Source organism: Pseudomonas fluorescens (assembly GCF_902497785.1).
Classification (GTDB): Bacteria; Pseudomonadota; Gammaproteobacteria; order Pseudomonadales; family Pseudomonadaceae; genus Aquipseudomonas; species Aquipseudomonas fluorescens_BO.
In genome coordinates, this window is the sequence record NZ_CABVHK010000003.1 from 20,620 (window position 1) to 37,609 (window position 16,990).

Below are 16,990 nucleotides of genomic sequence, written 5' to 3' on the forward strand. Positions count from 1 at the left end.
GGAGAAAATTAGAAATGACCTTCGTCGTCACCGACAACTGCATCAAGTGCAAGTACACCGATTGCGTAGAAGTCTGTCCGGTGGACTGCTTTTACGAAGGCCCGAACTTCCTGGTGATTCACCCGGATGAGTGCATCGACTGCGCACTGTGCGAACCAGAATGCCCTGCCGTGGCCATCTTCTCTGAAGATGAAGTACCGGAAGACATGCAGGAGTTCATTCAGCTGAACGTTGAGCTGGCCGAAATCTGGCCGAACATCACCGAGAAGAAAGAATCGCTGCCAGACGCTGAAGAGTGGGATGGCAAGAAAGGCAAGATCAAAGACCTCGAACGCTGATTTTCCCCCGCGTTCTCGAAAAGGCCCCTTGCGGGCCTTTTTCATTTTCAGGATCAAGTCAAAAGATCGCAGCCTTCGGCAGCTCCTACAAGATCATCGGAAATTTGTAGTAGCTGCCGAAGGCTGCGATCTTTACTTTTCTGCAGGCAAAAAAAGGGGCGGTTTGACCCGCCCACATTTTTTCCCTATTCCCTGTGTTCCTTTTCATCGTCCTGATGAATCGCTTCCTGCAATGTCCTTTCCCCTCATCCTTGAGGGGCGTGTCGGTCCGTTGACACAACCTGGATACTAAAGCGTTTTCGGAACAGCGCAATCGGCCTCAGTCGCAAAATGGAACCGCCAAAAATTTTAGTATTTACATAAATATCCAATTAAATCAGATAGATGAAAACTACCACTGACTATCATGGACATCTGCGGGGGTGTAAAAATTGCGAACACTTACGAGAGAGTAAGCGAAGACTTACAACGCAAGCCTACAAAGCTGCCGCGCTTGCCTGGCCAACTGCCAGACACAAAAAACCCCGAACCAGTCGGGGCAGTTTGTGACTTGCTCAAGCGATTGCCTTATTGAAACAGCGACTCGCTCGATAGGCCATTTTTCTCCAGAATTTCCCGAAGACGCTTCAGGCCTTCAACCTGGATCTGTCTGACACGTTCCCGTGTCAGGCCAATTTCCAGGCCTACATCCTCAAGCGTGCTGCTCTCGTGACCGCGCAGGCCGAAGCGGCGTATCACCACTTCGCGCTGCTTGTCGGTCAATTCCGAAAGCCATTGATCGATGCTCTGGGACAGGTCGTCATCCTGCAACAGTTCGCATGGATCGGTAGGACGGTCATCAGTGAGGGTATCCAGCAGGGTTTTATCCGAATCCGGACCCAGCGAGACGTCGACCGAAGAAACCCGCTCGTTCAAACCAAGCATGCGCTTGACCTCTCCCACCGGTTTTTCCAGCAGGTTGGCGATTTCTTCGGGTGAGGGTTCGTGATCGAGTTTTTGCGTCAACTCCCGCGCAGCTCGCAGGTACACGTTCAGCTCTTTGACCACATGGATCGGCAACCGGATGGTCCGGGTCTGATTCATGATCGCGCGCTCGATGGTCTGACGAATCCACCAGGTAGCGTAGGTCGAAAAGCGGAAGCCGCGTTCAGGGTCGAATTTCTCCACGGCCCGGATCAGCCCGAGGTTGCCCTCTTCGATCAGGTCCAGCAGAGACAGGCCACGATTGACATAGCGTCGGGCGATTTTCACCACCAGCCGCAAATTGCTTTCAATCATGCGTTTGCGCCCGGCCGGATCGCCACTTTGCGACAAGCGTGCAAAGTGAACTTCTTCTTCGGGGGACAGCAGAGGGGAAAAGCCGATCTCATTGAGGTACAGCTGCGTGGCATCGAGTGCCCGAGTGTAGTCAATGTACTTGTGTTGCTTTAACGAAGCGGAGTGTCTGGATTTGGCACGAACGGAAGGTGGAGCAGCCCCTTCATCATTCGACATCGAATCCGTACCGATGCCGGTCTCCATCAGGAGAACCTCATCGTCGATGTCAAACTCCGGCACTTCTTTACTGAGAGCCATTGTTATAGTCCTTTGGTGAGTTCGACCTCAAGCTCAAGCGGCGCCTTTATCCTTGGCAACGCTGGAGCCTGTTCCCTCTACGTGACGGAACAGGCTGGTAACAAATCAACGACGTGGCAGGAACTGCAGCGGATCTACAGGTTTACCTTGTCGGCGAATCTCAAAATGCAGCTTCACCCGGTCTGTACCCGTTGACCCCATTTCGGCAATTGTCTGTCCGACCTTGACCTGCTGCCCCTCCCGAACCAACAGCCTGCGATTATGTCCGTAGGCACTGACGTAGGTATCGCTGTGTTTGATGATGACTAATTCGCCGTAGCCCCTTAAGCCACTCCCGGCGTATACCACCGTCCCATCAGACGCAGCTAAAACAGGCTGTCCCAAATCCCCGGCGATATCAATTCCTTTATTCAAACTCCCGTTTGAAGAGAATTTTCCAATCAGGATGCCATTAGAAGGCCATCCCCAGCCGGTCGGGGCCGGGCCTGCCGGAGGCATCGGGGCGGGTGCTGGCTTGTTCGCGACGGACGGTACAACCACCGCCGTACCAGTGGTGGCACCGTTCACCGGACGCTTGAATACCGTGGTTTTACTCGATGAAGAAGGTGTTGAATTGGAGGAACTGACCACCGCCGTCGGCGTTGAACCGGTGCGACCGTCAAAGCGAATCGTCTGACCCGGATGTATCGTGTAAGGCGCAGGAATGTTGTTACGCGCCGCCAGGGCCTTGTAGTCCCAGCCGTAGCGAAAGGCGATCGAGAACATCGTGTCTTTAGGTCGAACCACGTACTGCCCCGTGGTCACTGCCGGACGCTGGGCGGCGGCATTGTTGCGATCGATGACGCGCACGTCGCTCGATTTGTTGCTGGAACAACCGACCAGCAAGGTGCTCAAGACAAGGCCAGTCACCAGGCGCTGAAAGCTCGTGTTACCCATACGCTGCGCAATGACTGTGAGACTCACCCGCCGCTCCCTTTGTGGTGGCTGAAAATTTGAAATGCCGTGCTTTGGCATGAAGTGTCGCAAGTATAACGGGCCGTGCAGGCTTTACCTTTAATGAAGCGAAATGACATCGCGCACACGTTTGCTGCCTGACGATGAATCCCGTTTAACTGATCGATGCCGCTGTAAGACAGGGGCAATCGCAGAGAATTCAGCACGCTTTAACAAATGCTCAGGCCAGTGGCCCATTGAGCAATGGAACGAAGCGCACCGCCCCCAAAACACGTCGGGAAAACCCGTGCTCCTCACGAATGATCAACATCAATTGTTGCACCTCGCCGGAGCCGACGGGTATTACCAGGCGCCCGCCCGGCGCCAACTGATCAAGCAATGCCTGAGGCACATCAGTGGCCACCGCGGTCACGATAATGCCGTTGTACGGCGCCAGCGCCGGCCACCCTTCCCAACCGTCGCCCCAACGGAAGACCACGTTGCGCAGGTTGAGATCGACCAGACGTTCCTTGGCCCGGTCCTGCAAAACCTTGATGCGCTCGACGGAAAAAACCCGCTCGACCAACTGCGACAGAATCGCGGTCTGATAACCAGAACCCGTGCCGATTTCCATCACCTTGTCCAGAGGCCCCGCCTCCAGCAGCAGCTCGCTCATGCGGGCGACCATGTAAGGCTGGGAGATCGTCTGGTTGTTGCCGATCGGCAACGCCGTGTCTTCGTAGGCGCGATGCGCCAGCGCCTCGTCGACGAACAGGTGACGCGGTGTACGGCGAATCACTTCCAGCACCTTGGCGTTGGAAATACCTTCTTCATACAACCGCTGGATCAGGCGCTCGCGGGTTCGCTGCGAGGTCATGCCGATGCCGCGATGCATCGGGTCTTGTTCACGAGCCATCAGTTCAGTCCCTCCAGCCAGCCATCAAGACTTCTGAAGGCGTCATTGAAGGTGCGGTCCAGTTGCAGTGGCGTGATCGAAACGTAACCTTGCATGACCGCATGGAAATCGGTGCCCGGGCCGCCGTCTTCGGCGTCCCCGGCAGCAGCGATCCAGTAACCGGACTTGCCGCGCGGGTCGACCACTTTCATCGGGGCCGCCGCGCGTGCGCGATGGCCGAGGCGAGTCAGCTGAATTCCACGGATGTGGTCCAGTGGCAAATTGGGAATGTTCACGTTCAGTACCGTGCGCGGTGGCAGCTCAAGGTCAGCGTGGGCTTGCACCAGTTTGCGCGCAAAGTAAGCCGCTGTGGGAAGGTTATCAACCTGGCGTGAGACCAACGAAAAGGCAAACGAAGGGCGCTCGAGGAAACGCCCCTCAAGGGCCGCGGCCACGGTGCCGGAATACAACACATCGTCCCCCAGGTTGGCGCCCAGGTTGATCCCGGAAACCACCATGTCCGGTTGCCGCTCCAGCAAGCCGTTGAGGCCCAGGTGCACGCAATCGGTGGGTGTGCCATTGATGCTGATAAAGCCGTTGGCCAAAGTCTGCGGGTGCAACGGACGGTCGAGCGTCAGCGAACTGCTGGCGCCGCTTTTGTCCTGGTCCGGGGCGATAACCACGCATTCGGTGTAATCCGCCAGCGCAGCATAAAGCGCGGCGAGACCGGGTGCGGTTACCCCATCGTCGTTAGAAATCAGAATACGCATGGGCTGTCCGTCTGCCCCACCGGCACCAGATCGACAAGCTCGCGCACCAACACAGTGGCGAAGCATCCGGCCGGCAGGACGAATTCCAGTTGCAGAATGTCAGGCTCGGGATAATGCCACGTCAACCCAGCAATGGGCAGCCGCAGGATGCGACGTTCGTGGCTCATACCGGCGTTAATCAACCAATCGCGAAGGTCTGCTTCGCGGGCGGCGATTGCCTGCTCCAGTTCATGGACAGCGCCTGTCGCCGGCGAGTCACCTTCGCCCCACTGCGGACCGGTCGGGTGCAGGTCGAGAATCGCCAGGCGCGGGTCGCTGCACTCGGCCTCACCGGCCGGAAAGAAACTGCGGCTGTCGGTAAACGCCAGCAAATCGCCGACCTGCGCTTGCTGCCAGGTACCGTCGGCAACACGCGCCGCCAGAACCTGATTAAACAGAAAACTGCGCGCGGTGGAGAGCAAGCGCGACCGCACGTTACGCTGCTCCGGCAACGCTTTACGCGCGGCCCAGGCACGCGCGTCGACCACATTGCCGCCATCGAAGCCGAAGCGCTGGGCGCCGAAATAATTGGGAATACCTTGTTTGGCGATCAGTTGCAGACGCGCTTCGATCGCCGCTTTGTCGCCCGCGAACTGGGTCAGGCGCAACGTAAATCCGTTGGCCGAGTGGGCACCGCGCTGCAGCTTGCGTTTGTGCCGACCGGTCTTGAGGATTTTCAACGTGTCGTTTTCGGCTGCCGACAGATCAGGGTCGGCCTTGCCCGGCAGTTGTACGCTGAACCATTGACGCGTCAGCGCCTGACGATCCTTGAGCCCGGCGTAACTCACCGTGCGCAACGGCACGCCCGCAGCCTTGGCGATTCGACGTGCCGCTTCTTCGGTATTCAGACCGCGCTTTTCCACCCAAATCCACAGGTGCTCGCCGTCACCACTGAGCGGGATATCGAGCACTTCATCGACCTGAAAATCTTCCGCCGTGGCTTTCAACACCGCCGTGCCGAGGGCTTCACCATAGGCACGCGGGCCGAGCAATTGCGCCTCGTTCATGCGCGCAGCAACAAGGCAACGGAATGCACGGCGATGCCTTCTTCGCGACCGACAAAGCCAAGCTTTTCAGTGGTGGTAGCTTTCACGTTCACTTGATCCAGTTCAACTTGAAGATCCGCGGCAATCAGCGCGCGCATCGATTCGATATGCGGGGCCATTTTTGGCGATTGGGCGACGATGGTGTTATCGACGTTGCCGACTTTCCAGCCTTTGGCGTGGATCAGTGCGACGACGTGACGCAACAGCACGCGGCTGTCGGCGCCCTTGAATGTCGGGTCGGTGTCCGGGAAGTGCTTGCCGATATCACCCAACGCAGCGGCGCCGAGCAAGGCATCGCTCAAGGCGTGCAGCAGGACGTCACCGTCGGAGTGAGCGAGCAGCCCGAAGCCGTGTGCAATGCGCACGCCGCCCAGAGTAATGAAATCGCCTTCAGCGAAACGGTGCACATCATAGCCGTGGCCAATACGCATAAAAAAACGCCCCGATTTTTGTCAGGGCGTGATTCTACCCGCATTACACGCCTAGGGCGCGCCCGTGATGCTGTAAGTGGTCGTCGATGAAACTGGCGATGAAGAAGTAGCTGTGATCGTAGCCCGGTTGCAGCCGCAACGTCAGTGGATGACCGGCCAGTTTGGCCGCCTGTTGCAGGGCTTCAGGCTTGAGCTGAGTGGCGAGAAAATCGTCGCGATCCCCTTGGTCGACCAACAGCGGCAACTTCTCGTCAGCCTCGGCAATCAATGCGCAGGCATCCCATTCGCGCCACTTGGAACGGTCTTCACCCAGGTACCGGGAAAAGGCTTTCTGGCCCCACGGGCAATCCATCGGATTGTTGATCGGCGAGAACGCCGACACCGATTGATAACGCCCCGGATTGCGCAACGCACAGACCAGCGCGCCATGGCCACCCATGGAATGACCGCTGATGCCGCGCTGGTCCGATGCAGGGAAATGAGCCTCGACCAATGCCGGCAATTCCTGCACGACATAGTCATGCATCCGATAATGCCGCGACCACGGTTCCTGCGTGGCGTTGAGATAAAACCCGGCGCCGAGACCGAAGTCCCACGCGCCATCCGGATCGCCCGGCACGTCAGCACCGCGCGGGCTGGTGTCCGGTGCCACAATGATCAACCCCAGCTTGGCAGCCATGCGCAGGGCGCCGGCCTTGTGCATGAAATTTTCGTCGGTGCAGGTCAGGCCGGAGAGCCAGTACAGCACCGGCAATTTGCCGCCCTGCTCCGCTTGCGGCGGCAGGTACACGGCGAACACCATGTCGCAGCCGAGCACCTCGGAGCGGTGCCGGTAGCGTTTGTGCCAGCCGCCGAAGCTCTTCTGGCAGGAGATATTTTCCAGGCTCATGACCGACCTCAGAAATGGATGACGGAACGGATGCTCTTGCCTTCGTGCATCAGGTCGAACGCCTTGTTGATATCTTCCAGGCCCATGGTGTGGGTGATGAAAGTATCCAGCGGGATTTCGCCTGTTTCGGCCATTTCGACATAGCTCGGCAACTCGGTACGACCGCGCACACCGCCGAACGCCGAACCGCGCCAGACGCGACCGGTCACCAGCTGGAAGGGACGGGTGGCGATTTCCTGACCGGCGCCGGCCACGCCAATGATCACCGACTCGCCCCACCCTTTGTGGCAGCACTCAAGTGCAGCACGCATCAATTGGACGTTGCCGATGCACTCGAAGGAAAAGTCGACGCCGCCATCGGTCATGTCGACGATGACTTCCTGGATCGGACGGTCGAAGTCTTTCGGGTTCACGCAATCGGTTGCACCCAACTGTTTGGCAATTTCGAATTTGGCCGGGTTGATGTCGATGGCAATAATCCGCGCAGCCTTGGCTTTTACCGCACCGATCACCGCTGACAGACCGATACCTCCGAGACCGAAAATGGCCACGGTATCACCAGGTTTCACCTTGGCCGTATTGAGCACTGCGCCAATGCCGGTGGTGACACCGCAGCCCAGCAGACAGACTTTTTCCAGTGGCGCTTCCTTGGGGATTTTGGCGACAGAGATCTCCGGCAGCACGGTGTACTCGGAAAAGGTCGAAGTACCCATGTAGTGGAAAATCGGCTGGCCCTTGTAGGAAAAACGCGAAGTGCCGTCCGGCATCAAGCCTTTGCCCTGGGTGGCGCGAATGGCCTGACAGAGGTTGGTTTTGCCCGACAGGCAGAATTTGCACTGGCGACATTCCGGGGTGTAAAGCGGGATCACATGATCGCCGACCGCAACGGAGGTCACGCCCTCGCCGATCGCCTCGACCACTGCGCCACCTTCGTGACCGAGGATCGACGGAAAGATCCCTTCCGGATCAGCACCGGACAAGGTGTAAGCATCGGTATGACAGACACCGGAGGCAACCACACGCAGTAAAACTTCACCGGCCTTGGGCAGGGCGACATCGACTTCAACGATCTCGAGGGGTTTCTTGGCTTCGAAGGCAACGGCGGCACGTGACTTGATCATGTGGGTTCTCCAGAGAATTAAAGCGAGACAGGGAGTGTAATACAGCGATTTACGATGAATAATCGGGGCAAAAGCAAAACATTATTGCCATACAGGGATAATCCTTGATGTCCGAAAATCGCTGGGAAGGGATTGACGAGTTCGTTGCAGTGGCCGAGTGCAGTCAATTCACGGCAGCGGCAGAACGCCTCGGGGTTTCTTCCTCCCACGTCAGTCGCCAAATAGTACGTCTCGAAGAGCGCCTTCAGACGCGGTTGCTGTACCGCAGCACCCGACGCGTCACGCTGACCGAAGCCGGGCAAACCTTTCTGCAACATTGCCAGCGATTGCAGGACGGTCGCGAAGAGGCACTCAGGGCGGTCGGCGACTTGACCAGTGAGCCTAAAGGTATGCTGCGCATGACCTGCGCGGTGGCGTATGGCGAGCGATTTATCGTGCCGCTGGTCACGCGTTTCATGGGGCTTTATCCGCAGCTTCGAATTGATATCGAGCTGAGTAACCGCCAACTCGACCTGGTCCATGAGGGCCTGGACCTGGCGATCCGCCTGGGTCGTCTGCAAGATTCGCGATTGGTGGCTACGCGCTTGGCACCACGACGCATGTACCTGTGCGCATCGCCGTCCTACATCGAAAGGTATGGACGCCCACATAGCTTGTCGGAATTGAGTCGTCATAATTGCCTGATTGGGAGCTCGGATCTTTGGCAACTTGAACAGAACGGGCGGGAATTTTCCCAGCGGGTGCAGGGAAACTGGCGCTGCAACAGTGGGCAAGCGGTGCTGGATGCGGCGTTACAAGGCGTGGGGTTGTGTCAGCTTCCGGACTATTACGTGCTGGAGCATCTGAAAAGCGGGGTTTTGATTTCATTGCTTGAGGCGCATCAACCGCCGAATACGGCGGTGTGGGCGCTCTATCCGCAGCAACGGCATTTGTCGCCGAAGGTGCGCAAGTTGGTGGATTATTTGAAAGAAGGGTTGGCCGAACGGCCGGAGTATCAGGTTTAAGATCAAAGGATCGCAGCCTTCGGCAGCTCCTACAGGAGACTGCGTTCCCCGAGGGCTGCGATCTTTTTAGCGGCGGTTAGCCCAGCGCTGGCGCAGCCACTCCAGGTCTTCGGGGCGCGTAACCTTGAGGTTGTCTGCCCGTCCTTCGATGAGGCGTGGCGCCAGCCCGGCCCACTCCATCGCCGAAGCCTCGTCAGTGATCAGCGCATCGGCCACGAGACTGTCAGCCAATGCCCGATGCAAGGCACCGAGGCGGAACATCTGCGGCGTATAGGCCTGCCAAATCACACTGCGATCCACGGTTTCAACCACGCGACCGTGCTTGTCGACCCGCTTCAAGGTATCGCGTGCCGGCACCGCCAGCAGACCGCCGACCGGATCGTCAGCCAGTTCCATCAGCAACTTATCCAGATCATCCCGGCTCAGATTGGGCCGCGCAGCGTCGTGCACCAACACCCAATCCTCGTCGCCAGCGCCCAGTGCATGCAAATGCAGCAAGGCATTGAGCACTGATCCGGAGCGCTCGGTGCCGCCATCAACGCGTTGAATCCGCGAGTCGCTGGCGCACGCCAGATTGGGCCAGTAAGGATCATCGACAGCAAGACTGACCACCAACCCCTTCAGGGCAGGATGATCAAGGAAACAGCCGAGGCTGTGTTCGAGAATAGTGCGCCCGCCCAGCGGCAAGTATTGCTTGGGACGGTCCGCGGCCATACGGGCACCGACGCCCGCGGCAGGAATCACGGCCCAGAAGGCCGGTATCGAGGAATTCATTGCGCTAGCTGGTAAAGGGTTTCACCGTCCTTGACCATGCCCAGCTCATGGCGAGCCCGTTCTTCAACGGTCTCCATGCCTTTTTTCAATTCACTGACTTCGGCGTCCATGACCCGATTGCGCTCCAGCAACCCTTCGTTCTCAGCGTGCTGATCCGCGATCTGCTGAGTCAGCTCGGCCACTTGCGCGAGACTGCCATTACCCACCCACAGGCGGTATTGCAGGCCAGCCAGCAGCAAGAGCAAGACGAGGAACAACCAATTGGGACTGCGCATCGAATATCAGGTTTCCAGTGAAAAAAGACAGCCATGCAAAAACTTTGAAGCTTCTGATAGCACGAAGCCTGGAAGACCCAGGCTTGTGCTCTCAAGGCATCAGATTAGTGGCAAATCCATCGCTGTCGCGATTTTTTCGCCACAATCCGCTGACTTTATATCAGTCAACGATCAGCCGCGGAATTCGCTGCGGCCGTTGTACTTGGCTTTGCCATTCAACTGCTCTTCGATACGCAGCAGTTGGTTGTACTTGGAAACGCGATCGGAACGGCACAGGGAGCCGGTCTTGATCTGGCCAGCCGCGGTGCCCACGGCCAGGTCGGCAATGGTCGAATCTTCGGTTTCGCCGGAGCGGTGCGAGATGACAGCGGTGTAACCCGCGGCCTTGGCCATCTGGATGGCTTCCAGCGTTTCGGTCAGGGTGCCGATCTGGTTGAACTTGATCAGGATCGAGTTGGCGATCTTTTTATCGATGCCTTCCTTGAGGATCTTGGTGTTGGTCACAAACAGGTCGTCGCCTACCAACTGGATCTTCTCGCCGATTTTGTCGGTGAGGATTTTCCAGCCAGCCCAGTCGGACTCGTCCAGGCCATCTTCAATGGAGATGATCGGATAACGCTCGGTCAGGCCTTTCAGGTAATCGGCGAAACCTTCAGCGGTGAACACCTGGCCTTCGCCGGACAGGTTGTATTTACCGTCTTCGTAGAATTCGCTCGCCGCGCAGTCCAGTGCCAGGGTCACGTCGGTGCCCAGTTTGTAACCCGCGTTGGCCACGGCTTCGGAGATCACTTTCAACGCATCTTCGTTGGAGGCCAGGTTCGGCGCGAAACCACCTTCGTCACCGACTGCGGTGCTCAGGCCACGGGCCTTCAACACAGCTTTGAGGTGATGGAAAATCTCGGTGCCCATGCGCAGGCCTTCCGAGAACGACTTGGCGCCCACCGGCTGAACCATGAATTCCTGGATGTCGACGTTGTTATCGGCGTGCTCGCCACCGTTGATGATGTTCATCATCGGAACCGGCATCGAGTAAACACCCGGGGTGCCGTTCAGGTTGGCGATGTGTGCGTACAGCGGCAGGTCCTGGTCCTGTGCTGCTGCCTTGGCCGCAGCCAGGGAAACGGCGAGGATCGCGTTGGCGCCCAGGGAGCCTTTGTTTTCAGTACCGTCGAGCTTGATCATCGCGTGATCGAGGGCTTTCTGGTCGCTTGGGTCTGTGCCTTTCAACAGGTCGCGGATCGGACCGTTGATGTTGGCGACGGCTTTGAGAACGCCTTTGCCCAGGTAACGGCTCTTGTCGCCATCACGCAGCTCAAGCGCTTCGCGCGAGCCAGTGGAAGCACCGGACGGCGCGCAAGCGCTACCGATGATGCCGTTATCGAGAAGCACGTCCGCTTCCACGGTGGGGTTGCCACGGGAGTCGAGAACTTCACGACCTTTGATGTCGACGATTTTTGCCATTGTTGTAAACACTCCAAAGTTGACGAAAACGCTCTGTACCGATCGATTTATAACTTGTGGGTCACATTGTTGCATAAGACCGGCTTGCAAATGGTGCCCTCTCGGACCCCATCGCGAGCAAGCTCGGCTCCTACACGGAGAAATGAGGTTTACGCGGTTTCTACCGTCGGAAAACCCTTCACCAGTTCGTCCAGTGCTTTGAGCTGGGCCAGGAATGGCTCCAGTTTGTCCAGGCGCAAGGCACAAGGGCCATCGCATTTGGCGTTGTCCGGGTCCGGATGCGCTTCGAGGAACAGACCGGCCAGCGATTGGCTGATCCCGGCTTTCGCCAGATCCAGGACCTGGGCACGGCGACCGCCGGCAGAATCGGCGCGACCGCCCGGCATTTGCAGCGCGTGGGTCACGTCAAAGAACACCGGGTATTCCATCTGCTTCATGATGCCGAAGCCGAGCATGTCGACGACCAGGTTGTTATAGCCGAAGCTCGAACCGCGTTCGCAGAGGATCAACTGATCGTTACCCGCTTCCACGCATTTGTTCAGGATGTGCTTCATTTCCTGAGGCGCGAGGAATTGGGCTTTCTTGATGTTGATCACCGCACCGGTCTTGGCCATCGCGACCACGAGGTCGGTCTGGCGCGACAGGAAGGCCGGCAGCTGAATGATGTCGCAGACCTCGGCGACGACCGCAGCCTGCTCAGGCTCGTGGACGTCAGTGATGATCGGCACGCCAAACGCTTGCTTGATGTCCTGGAAAATCCGCATGCCTTCTTCCAGGCCGGGACCACGGTAAGAGGTCACCGAAGAACGGTTGGCCTTGTCGAAGCTGGCCTTGAACACGTAAGGGATACCGAGTTTCTCGGTGACCTTTACATACTCTTCGCAGACCTGCATCGCCATGTCGCGGCTTTCCAGCACGTTCATGCCACCGAAAAGCACCATTGGCTTGTCGTTGGCAATCTCGATATCGCCTACGCGGATGATTTTCTGCGCCATAAGGTTCAAGCCTTCTTCTGGTGTTGAGCCAAAGCTGCTTTGACGAAACCACTGAACAACGGGTGCCCGTCGCGCGGCGTCGAGGTGAACTCAGGGTGGAACTGGCAAGCGACGAACCATGGATGATCCGGGGCTTCGACCACTTCAACCAGCGCGCCATCACCGGAGCGACCGGAGATTTTCAGACCGGCCTCGATGATTTTCGGCAGCAGGTTGTTGTTCACTTCGTAGCGGTGACGATGACGCTCGACAATCACATCCTTGTTGTAGCAATCGTGCACCAGCGAACCCGGCTCAAGCAGGCAATCCTGTGCGCCAAGGCGCATGGTGCCGCCCAGGTCGGAGGTTTCGGTACGGGTTTCGACCGCGCCGGTGGCATCTTCCCACTCGGTGATCAGCCCCACGACCGGGTGGCCGCTGGCACGATCGAACTCGGTGGAGTTGGCGTCTTTCCAGCCCATGACGTTACGAGCGAACTCGATCACCGCCACTTGCATGCCCAGGCAGATGCCGAGGTACGGAACCTTGTTTTCGCGAGCGTATTGAACGGCGGTGATCTTGCCTTCCACGCCCCGCAGACCGAAGCCGCCTGGCACCAGAATCGCGTCGACACCTTCCAGCAGCGCGGTGCCCTGGTTTTCGATGTCTTCGGAGTCGATGTAACGCAGGTTGACCTTGGTGCGGTTGCTGATGCCGGCGTGACTCATTGCTTCGATCAGCGACTTGTAGGCGTCCAGCAGTTCCATGTACTTGCCGACCATGGCGATGGTGACTTCGTGCTCAGGGTTGAGCTTGGCGTCGACCACGGCTTCCCACTCGGACAGATCGGCGCCGCCACATTGCAGGCCGAAACGCTCGACGACAAAATCATCCAGGCCTTGCGAATGCAGGATGCCCGGGATCTTGTAGATGGTGTCGGCGTCTTCCAGCGCGATCACCGCACGTTCTTCAACGTTGGTGAATTGCGCGATCTTGCGACGCGAAGAGATGTCGATCGGGTGATCGGAGCGGCACACCAGCACGTCAGGTTGCAGGCCGATGGAACGCAGTTCCTTGACCGAGTGCTGGGTTGGCTTGGTTTTGGTTTCGCCGGCGGTGGCGATGTACGGCACCAGTGTCAGGTGCATCAGCATCGCGCGCTTGGCGCCGACTTCGAAACGCAACTGGCGGATGGCTTCGAGGAACGGCTGGGATTCGATGTCACCGACGGTGCCACCGATCTCGACCATGGCCACGTCGGCATCGCCGGCGCCCTTGATGATCCGGCGCTTGATTTCGTCGGTGATGTGCGGGATCACCTGAATGGTGGCGCCCAGGTAATCACCACGGCGCTCTTTGCGCAGCACGTGCTCGTAGACACGGCCGGTGGTGAAGTTGTTGTTCTGGGTCATGGTCGTGCGGATGAACCGCTCGTAGTGACCCAGGTCCAGGTCGGTCTCGGCGCCGTCGTGGGTGACGAACACTTCACCGTGCTGGAACGGGCTCATGGTGCCCGGATCGACGTTGATGTACGGGTCCAGTTTCAGCATGGTGACCTTAAGTCCCCGCGCCTCCAGGATGGCCGCCAATGAAGCCGATGCAATGCCTTTCCCCAATGAAGAAACAACACCGCCCGTGACGAATATGTAGCGCGTCATGAAAAACCCTAGAAGTCTGCGTTAAAGCGGTCCGAGCCGCCGGGGAAAGCGAAGGAAGGCCGAAGCCCCCGATCACCTGCATTAATCACAGTGCACCTTTCGAAAAAACCGCCGCGTTGTGACAGACCGGGAGATGAATCACCGGTACGTTGCTCGCTACACATTTTTTGGAATCGCCCAGCAAAGACTGCTTGGTAATCGGCAACTCCTGCAATTCAGGCGAATCCACAGAAGTTGTATCAAGAAGGGAGCGTAGTCTACCGGAAAGCCCCTTTCAGCTCAAACCTTGATCTTCGCCCGGTGGCTGCCAGTGAAAATTCCAGCCGTCCTGCGCGCTGCCGTTCAAACCCTGAACGCTGGCCACTGCGAGTAATTGCCGGTCACGATACAACAGCGGCAATCTGCCACGGGCGAACCCCGGAACGCCGCGTTCGTTGAGCAATCGCTTCAGATCACGGTGGCCACGCTCGGGCAGAGTCATGACCTCTCCACCCTCACGATAGCGGATATGCAGCGGTCCAGCGGGGCTTTGCCCGGTGCAGGTGAGCACCCCGTTTTCCGGCAAAATCAGGGCGGTCGAGGGGTCAGCCCAGACGCCGGCGGTCGGCGGGAGCCGCAGCCAGCAGCCGGACAGCCACCAGATCCGCCCACCCGCGCGATGCAACTCGCCATCCGCCAGGCGCCAGATCGGACGCGCATCGCCGGTGGCATCGCGCAAATCTTCCCAACCCGACCAATGGTCACTGTCCGGCAGCCGTGTCCGTGCGTTGAGCCAGTGACTCAGTGCGTTGCGCTGGCGCGAAGCAGACAGTTCTGCAAGGGGCGCCAACGCCAGCGACGGCAGGCCCAGCCAATCGAAATCACTGGCGGTGCGGGCACTGGCCAGGTCGATTTGCGCCAGTTCATCGAGCAACGCCTGCGCTTCAGTCAGATGCGCTGCACTGCGGGCCATGGTTGCAACGGCTTGAGGCCAGCGCTCGGTCAGGACCGGGAACACTTGTTGCCGCAGGTAATTGCGCGAGAATTGCCGGTCCTGGTTCGAAGGGTCTTCGATCCAGCGCAACCGATGCTCGGTAGCGTAAGCCTCAAGCTCCGCCCGTGTGACATCGAGCAGGGGGCGCAGCAGATGCCCCTTGCCCAGCGCGCGCTGGCTCGGCATCCCTGACAAGCCTCTGACCCCGGCCCCGCGCAACAGCCGGAACAACAGGGTTTCAGCCTGATCGTCGCGGTGCTGGGCGGTCAGCAGCACTTCGTTTACTTGAGTAGCCTCGATGAAGGCGTCATAACGCGCATCCCGCGCAGCACGCTCAAGGCTGGCGCCGGGTCGAACCTGAACGCGAACGACCTGTAGCTGCACACCCAGCGCATCACAGACCGACTGACAATGTTGCGGCCACGCATCAGCTGCGGCCTGAAGGCCGTGATGAATGTGAATAGCGTTGAGTACGGGGAGGGATTCGGTTTTTGCGAGATTGGCGAGCAGGTGCAGCAGGACGGTCGAGTCGAGACCGCCAGAGAACGCGATGCGCCAGGTTGTGGCGTTACGCCACGGGGCAAGATGCTTCAAAAGCCTGGCAGAAAGATCGATGTTGGAGGAATTCATAGGGATCGATCACTTCACACCAATCCCCTGTAGGAGCTGCCGCAGGCTGCGATCTTTTGATTTTGCATTTTCAAGATCAAAAGATCGCAGCCTGCGGCAGCTCCTACGGGGGTATTGCGTGTTCTTTAGAGACCGTAGCTCATCAGTCGCTCGTACCGACGGGTCAGCAGCGCTTCGGTATCGAACTTCTTCAGCATCGCCAGTTGCGAGCTCAGCTCGGCGCGGATCGATGCAGCGGCCGCCGCAGGATTGCGATGAGCGCCACCCAACGGTTCGCCGATGACTTTGTCGACGATGCCCAGGCCTTTCAGACGCTCGGCGGTGATGCCCATCGCTTCAGCGGCATCCGGGGCTTTTTCCGCGGTTTTCCACAGAATCGAAGCGCAACCTTCCGGCGAAATCACCGCGTAGGTCGAATATTGCAGCATGTTCAGCTGATCGCAAACGCCAATCGCCAGAGCACCACCAGAACCACCTTCACCGATCACGGTGGCGATGATTGGGGTTTTCAGGCGGGCCATCACGCGCAGGTTCCAGGCAATCGCTTCGCTCTGGTTACGCTCTTCAGCGTCGATGCCTGGGTAAGCGCCCGGGGTGTCGATGAAGGTCAGGATCGGCATTTTGAAACGCTCGGCCATTTCCATCAGGCGGCAGGCCTTGCGGTAGCCTTCCGGACGCGGCATGCCGAAGTTGCGGCGAACCTTCTCGCGCACATCGCGGCCTTTCTGGTGACCGATGATCATCACCGGCTGGTCGTCCAGACGGGCAACGCCGCCGACGATAGCCGCGTCGTCGGAAAAGTGACGGTCGCCGTGCAGTTCGTCGAACTCGGTGAAGATGTGTTCGATGTAGTCCAGGGTGTACGGACGTTTCGGGTGACGCGCCAGACGCGCGATCTGCCAGCTGGTCAGCTTGCCGAAGATGTCTTCGGTCAGCGTGCTGCTTTTGTCCTGCAGGCGGGAGATCTCATCGCCGATATTCAGCGAATTGTCGTTACCGACCAAGCGCAACTCTTCGATCTTGGCTTGCAGGTCGGCGATTGGCTGTTCGAAATCTAGAAAATTCGGGTTCATAGGCGTCCGTCTAGGGTCGACGTCCAAGAGAGCTTGGGCCGGCCGGTTGTCTATTCGCGCCCTACCTTAAGGGACAGGCGCGTTCAGGTCGAGATTAAAAATTCAGGTCGAGATCAGGGGAGTAGAAAGCA

Annotated in this window: 17 protein-coding genes; 2 read left to right on the forward strand and 15 right to left on the reverse strand. The window is 58.5% G+C overall.

The features are described from left to right. Positions 1-14 precede the first annotated feature (14 nt). Positions 15-338, forward strand: coding sequence for a ferredoxin FdxA (fdxA, locus tag F8N62_RS05125; RefSeq protein ID WP_100938647.1), 324 nt, complete (start codon positions 15-17; stop codon positions 336-338). Positions 339-905: 567 nt separating this feature from the next. On the opposite strand, the gene rpoS is transcribed toward fdxA, so the two are convergent. The 8 genes from rpoS to F8N62_RS05165 all read right to left on the reverse strand — a co-directional run bounded on the left by rpoS (position 906) and on the right by F8N62_RS05165 (position 8,037). Beyond that, positions 906-1,913: an RNA polymerase sigma factor RpoS gene (gene rpoS / locus F8N62_RS05130; protein ID WP_008029016.1), complete on the reverse strand. Its 1,008-nt coding sequence runs from the start codon at positions 1,911-1,913 to the stop codon at positions 906-908. A 105-nt stretch (positions 1,914-2,018) separates the two neighbouring features. Next, the gene (locus F8N62_RS05135) at positions 2,019-2,876 is read right to left on the reverse strand and encodes a peptidoglycan DD-metalloendopeptidase family protein (protein WP_150709931.1); all 858 of its coding nucleotides are present in this window, start codon (positions 2,874-2,876) and stop codon (positions 2,019-2,021) included. A gap of 211 nt (positions 2,877-3,087) precedes the next feature. Continuing rightward, entirely contained in the window at positions 3,088-3,723 is a 636-nt protein-coding gene (locus F8N62_RS05140) for a protein-L-isoaspartate(D-aspartate) O-methyltransferase (protein WP_174602683.1), read from the reverse strand. A 38-nt stretch (positions 3,724-3,761) separates the two neighbouring features. After that, on the reverse strand, positions 3,762-4,511 hold the full coding sequence (gene surE / locus F8N62_RS05145; protein WP_150709932.1) for a 5'/3'-nucleotidase SurE: 750 nt from the start codon (positions 4,509-4,511) through the stop codon (positions 3,762-3,764). Then, a complete protein-coding gene (gene truD, locus F8N62_RS05150) occupies positions 4,499-5,557 on the reverse strand; it encodes a tRNA pseudouridine(13) synthase TruD (RefSeq protein ID WP_150709933.1) in 1,059 nt (352 codons plus the stop codon). Before truD ends, surE begins: the two co-directional genes overlap by 13 nt. Continuing rightward, positions 5,554-6,027, reverse strand: coding sequence for a 2-C-methyl-D-erythritol 2,4-cyclodiphosphate synthase (gene ispF, locus F8N62_RS05155; protein ID WP_150709934.1), 474 nt, complete (start codon positions 6,025-6,027; stop codon positions 5,554-5,556). The genes truD and ispF overlap by 4 nt, the downstream gene beginning before the upstream one ends. A gap of 43 nt (positions 6,028-6,070) precedes the next feature. Then, positions 6,071-6,916 carry an S-formylglutathione hydrolase gene (fghA, locus tag F8N62_RS05160; protein ID WP_150709935.1) on the reverse strand — a complete coding sequence of 282 codons (846 nt, stop codon included), beginning with the start codon at positions 6,914-6,916 and terminating at the stop codon, positions 6,071-6,073. Positions 6,917-6,924: 8 nt separating this feature from the next. Further along, positions 6,925-8,037, reverse strand: a complete 1,113-nt coding sequence (locus F8N62_RS05165) for an S-(hydroxymethyl)glutathione dehydrogenase/class III alcohol dehydrogenase (RefSeq protein ID WP_150709936.1) — start codon at positions 8,035-8,037, stop codon at positions 6,925-6,927. Between the two features lie 107 nt (positions 8,038-8,144). Here F8N62_RS05165 and F8N62_RS05170 point away from each other — a divergent pair, with 107 nt between their 5' ends. Next, entirely contained in the window at positions 8,145-9,041 is an 897-nt protein-coding gene (locus tag F8N62_RS05170; protein WP_150709937.1) for a LysR substrate-binding domain-containing protein, read from the forward strand. Positions 9,042-9,107: 66 nt separating this feature from the next. On the opposite strand, the gene ispD is transcribed toward F8N62_RS05170, so the two are convergent. The 7 genes from ispD to F8N62_RS05205 form a co-directional block, all read right to left on the reverse strand. Continuing rightward, a complete protein-coding gene (ispD, locus tag F8N62_RS05175) occupies positions 9,108-9,815 on the reverse strand; it encodes a 2-C-methyl-D-erythritol 4-phosphate cytidylyltransferase (protein WP_150709938.1) in 708 nt (235 codons plus the stop codon). After that, positions 9,812-10,090 (reverse strand): cell division protein FtsB, encoded by a 279-nt coding sequence (ftsB, locus tag F8N62_RS05180; RefSeq protein WP_008028992.1) that lies wholly within the window; start codon positions 10,088-10,090, stop codon positions 9,812-9,814. Before ftsB ends, ispD begins: the two co-directional genes overlap by 4 nt. Before the next feature lie 171 nt (positions 10,091-10,261). Then, the gene (eno, locus tag F8N62_RS05185) at positions 10,262-11,551 is read right to left on the reverse strand and encodes a phosphopyruvate hydratase (RefSeq protein WP_150709939.1); all 1,290 of its coding nucleotides are present in this window, start codon (positions 11,549-11,551) and stop codon (positions 10,262-10,264) included. 149 nt (positions 11,552-11,700) lie between these two features. Further along, entirely contained in the window at positions 11,701-12,546 is an 846-nt protein-coding gene (gene kdsA, locus F8N62_RS05190; protein WP_150709940.1) for a 3-deoxy-8-phosphooctulonate synthase, read from the reverse strand. 5 nt (positions 12,547-12,551) lie between these two features. Continuing rightward, positions 12,552-14,183, reverse strand: coding sequence for a CTP synthase (locus tag F8N62_RS05195; RefSeq protein ID WP_150709941.1), 1,632 nt, complete (start codon positions 14,181-14,183; stop codon positions 12,552-12,554). Between the two features lie 274 nt (positions 14,184-14,457). Continuing rightward, positions 14,458-15,786: a tRNA lysidine(34) synthetase TilS gene (gene tilS, locus F8N62_RS05200; RefSeq protein ID WP_150709942.1), complete on the reverse strand. Its 1,329-nt coding sequence runs from the start codon at positions 15,784-15,786 to the stop codon at positions 14,458-14,460. A gap of 125 nt (positions 15,787-15,911) precedes the next feature. Beyond that, entirely contained in the window at positions 15,912-16,859 is a 948-nt protein-coding gene (locus F8N62_RS05205) for an acetyl-CoA carboxylase carboxyltransferase subunit alpha (protein ID WP_150709943.1), read from the reverse strand. Between the last annotated feature and the right edge of the window lie 131 nt (positions 16,860-16,990).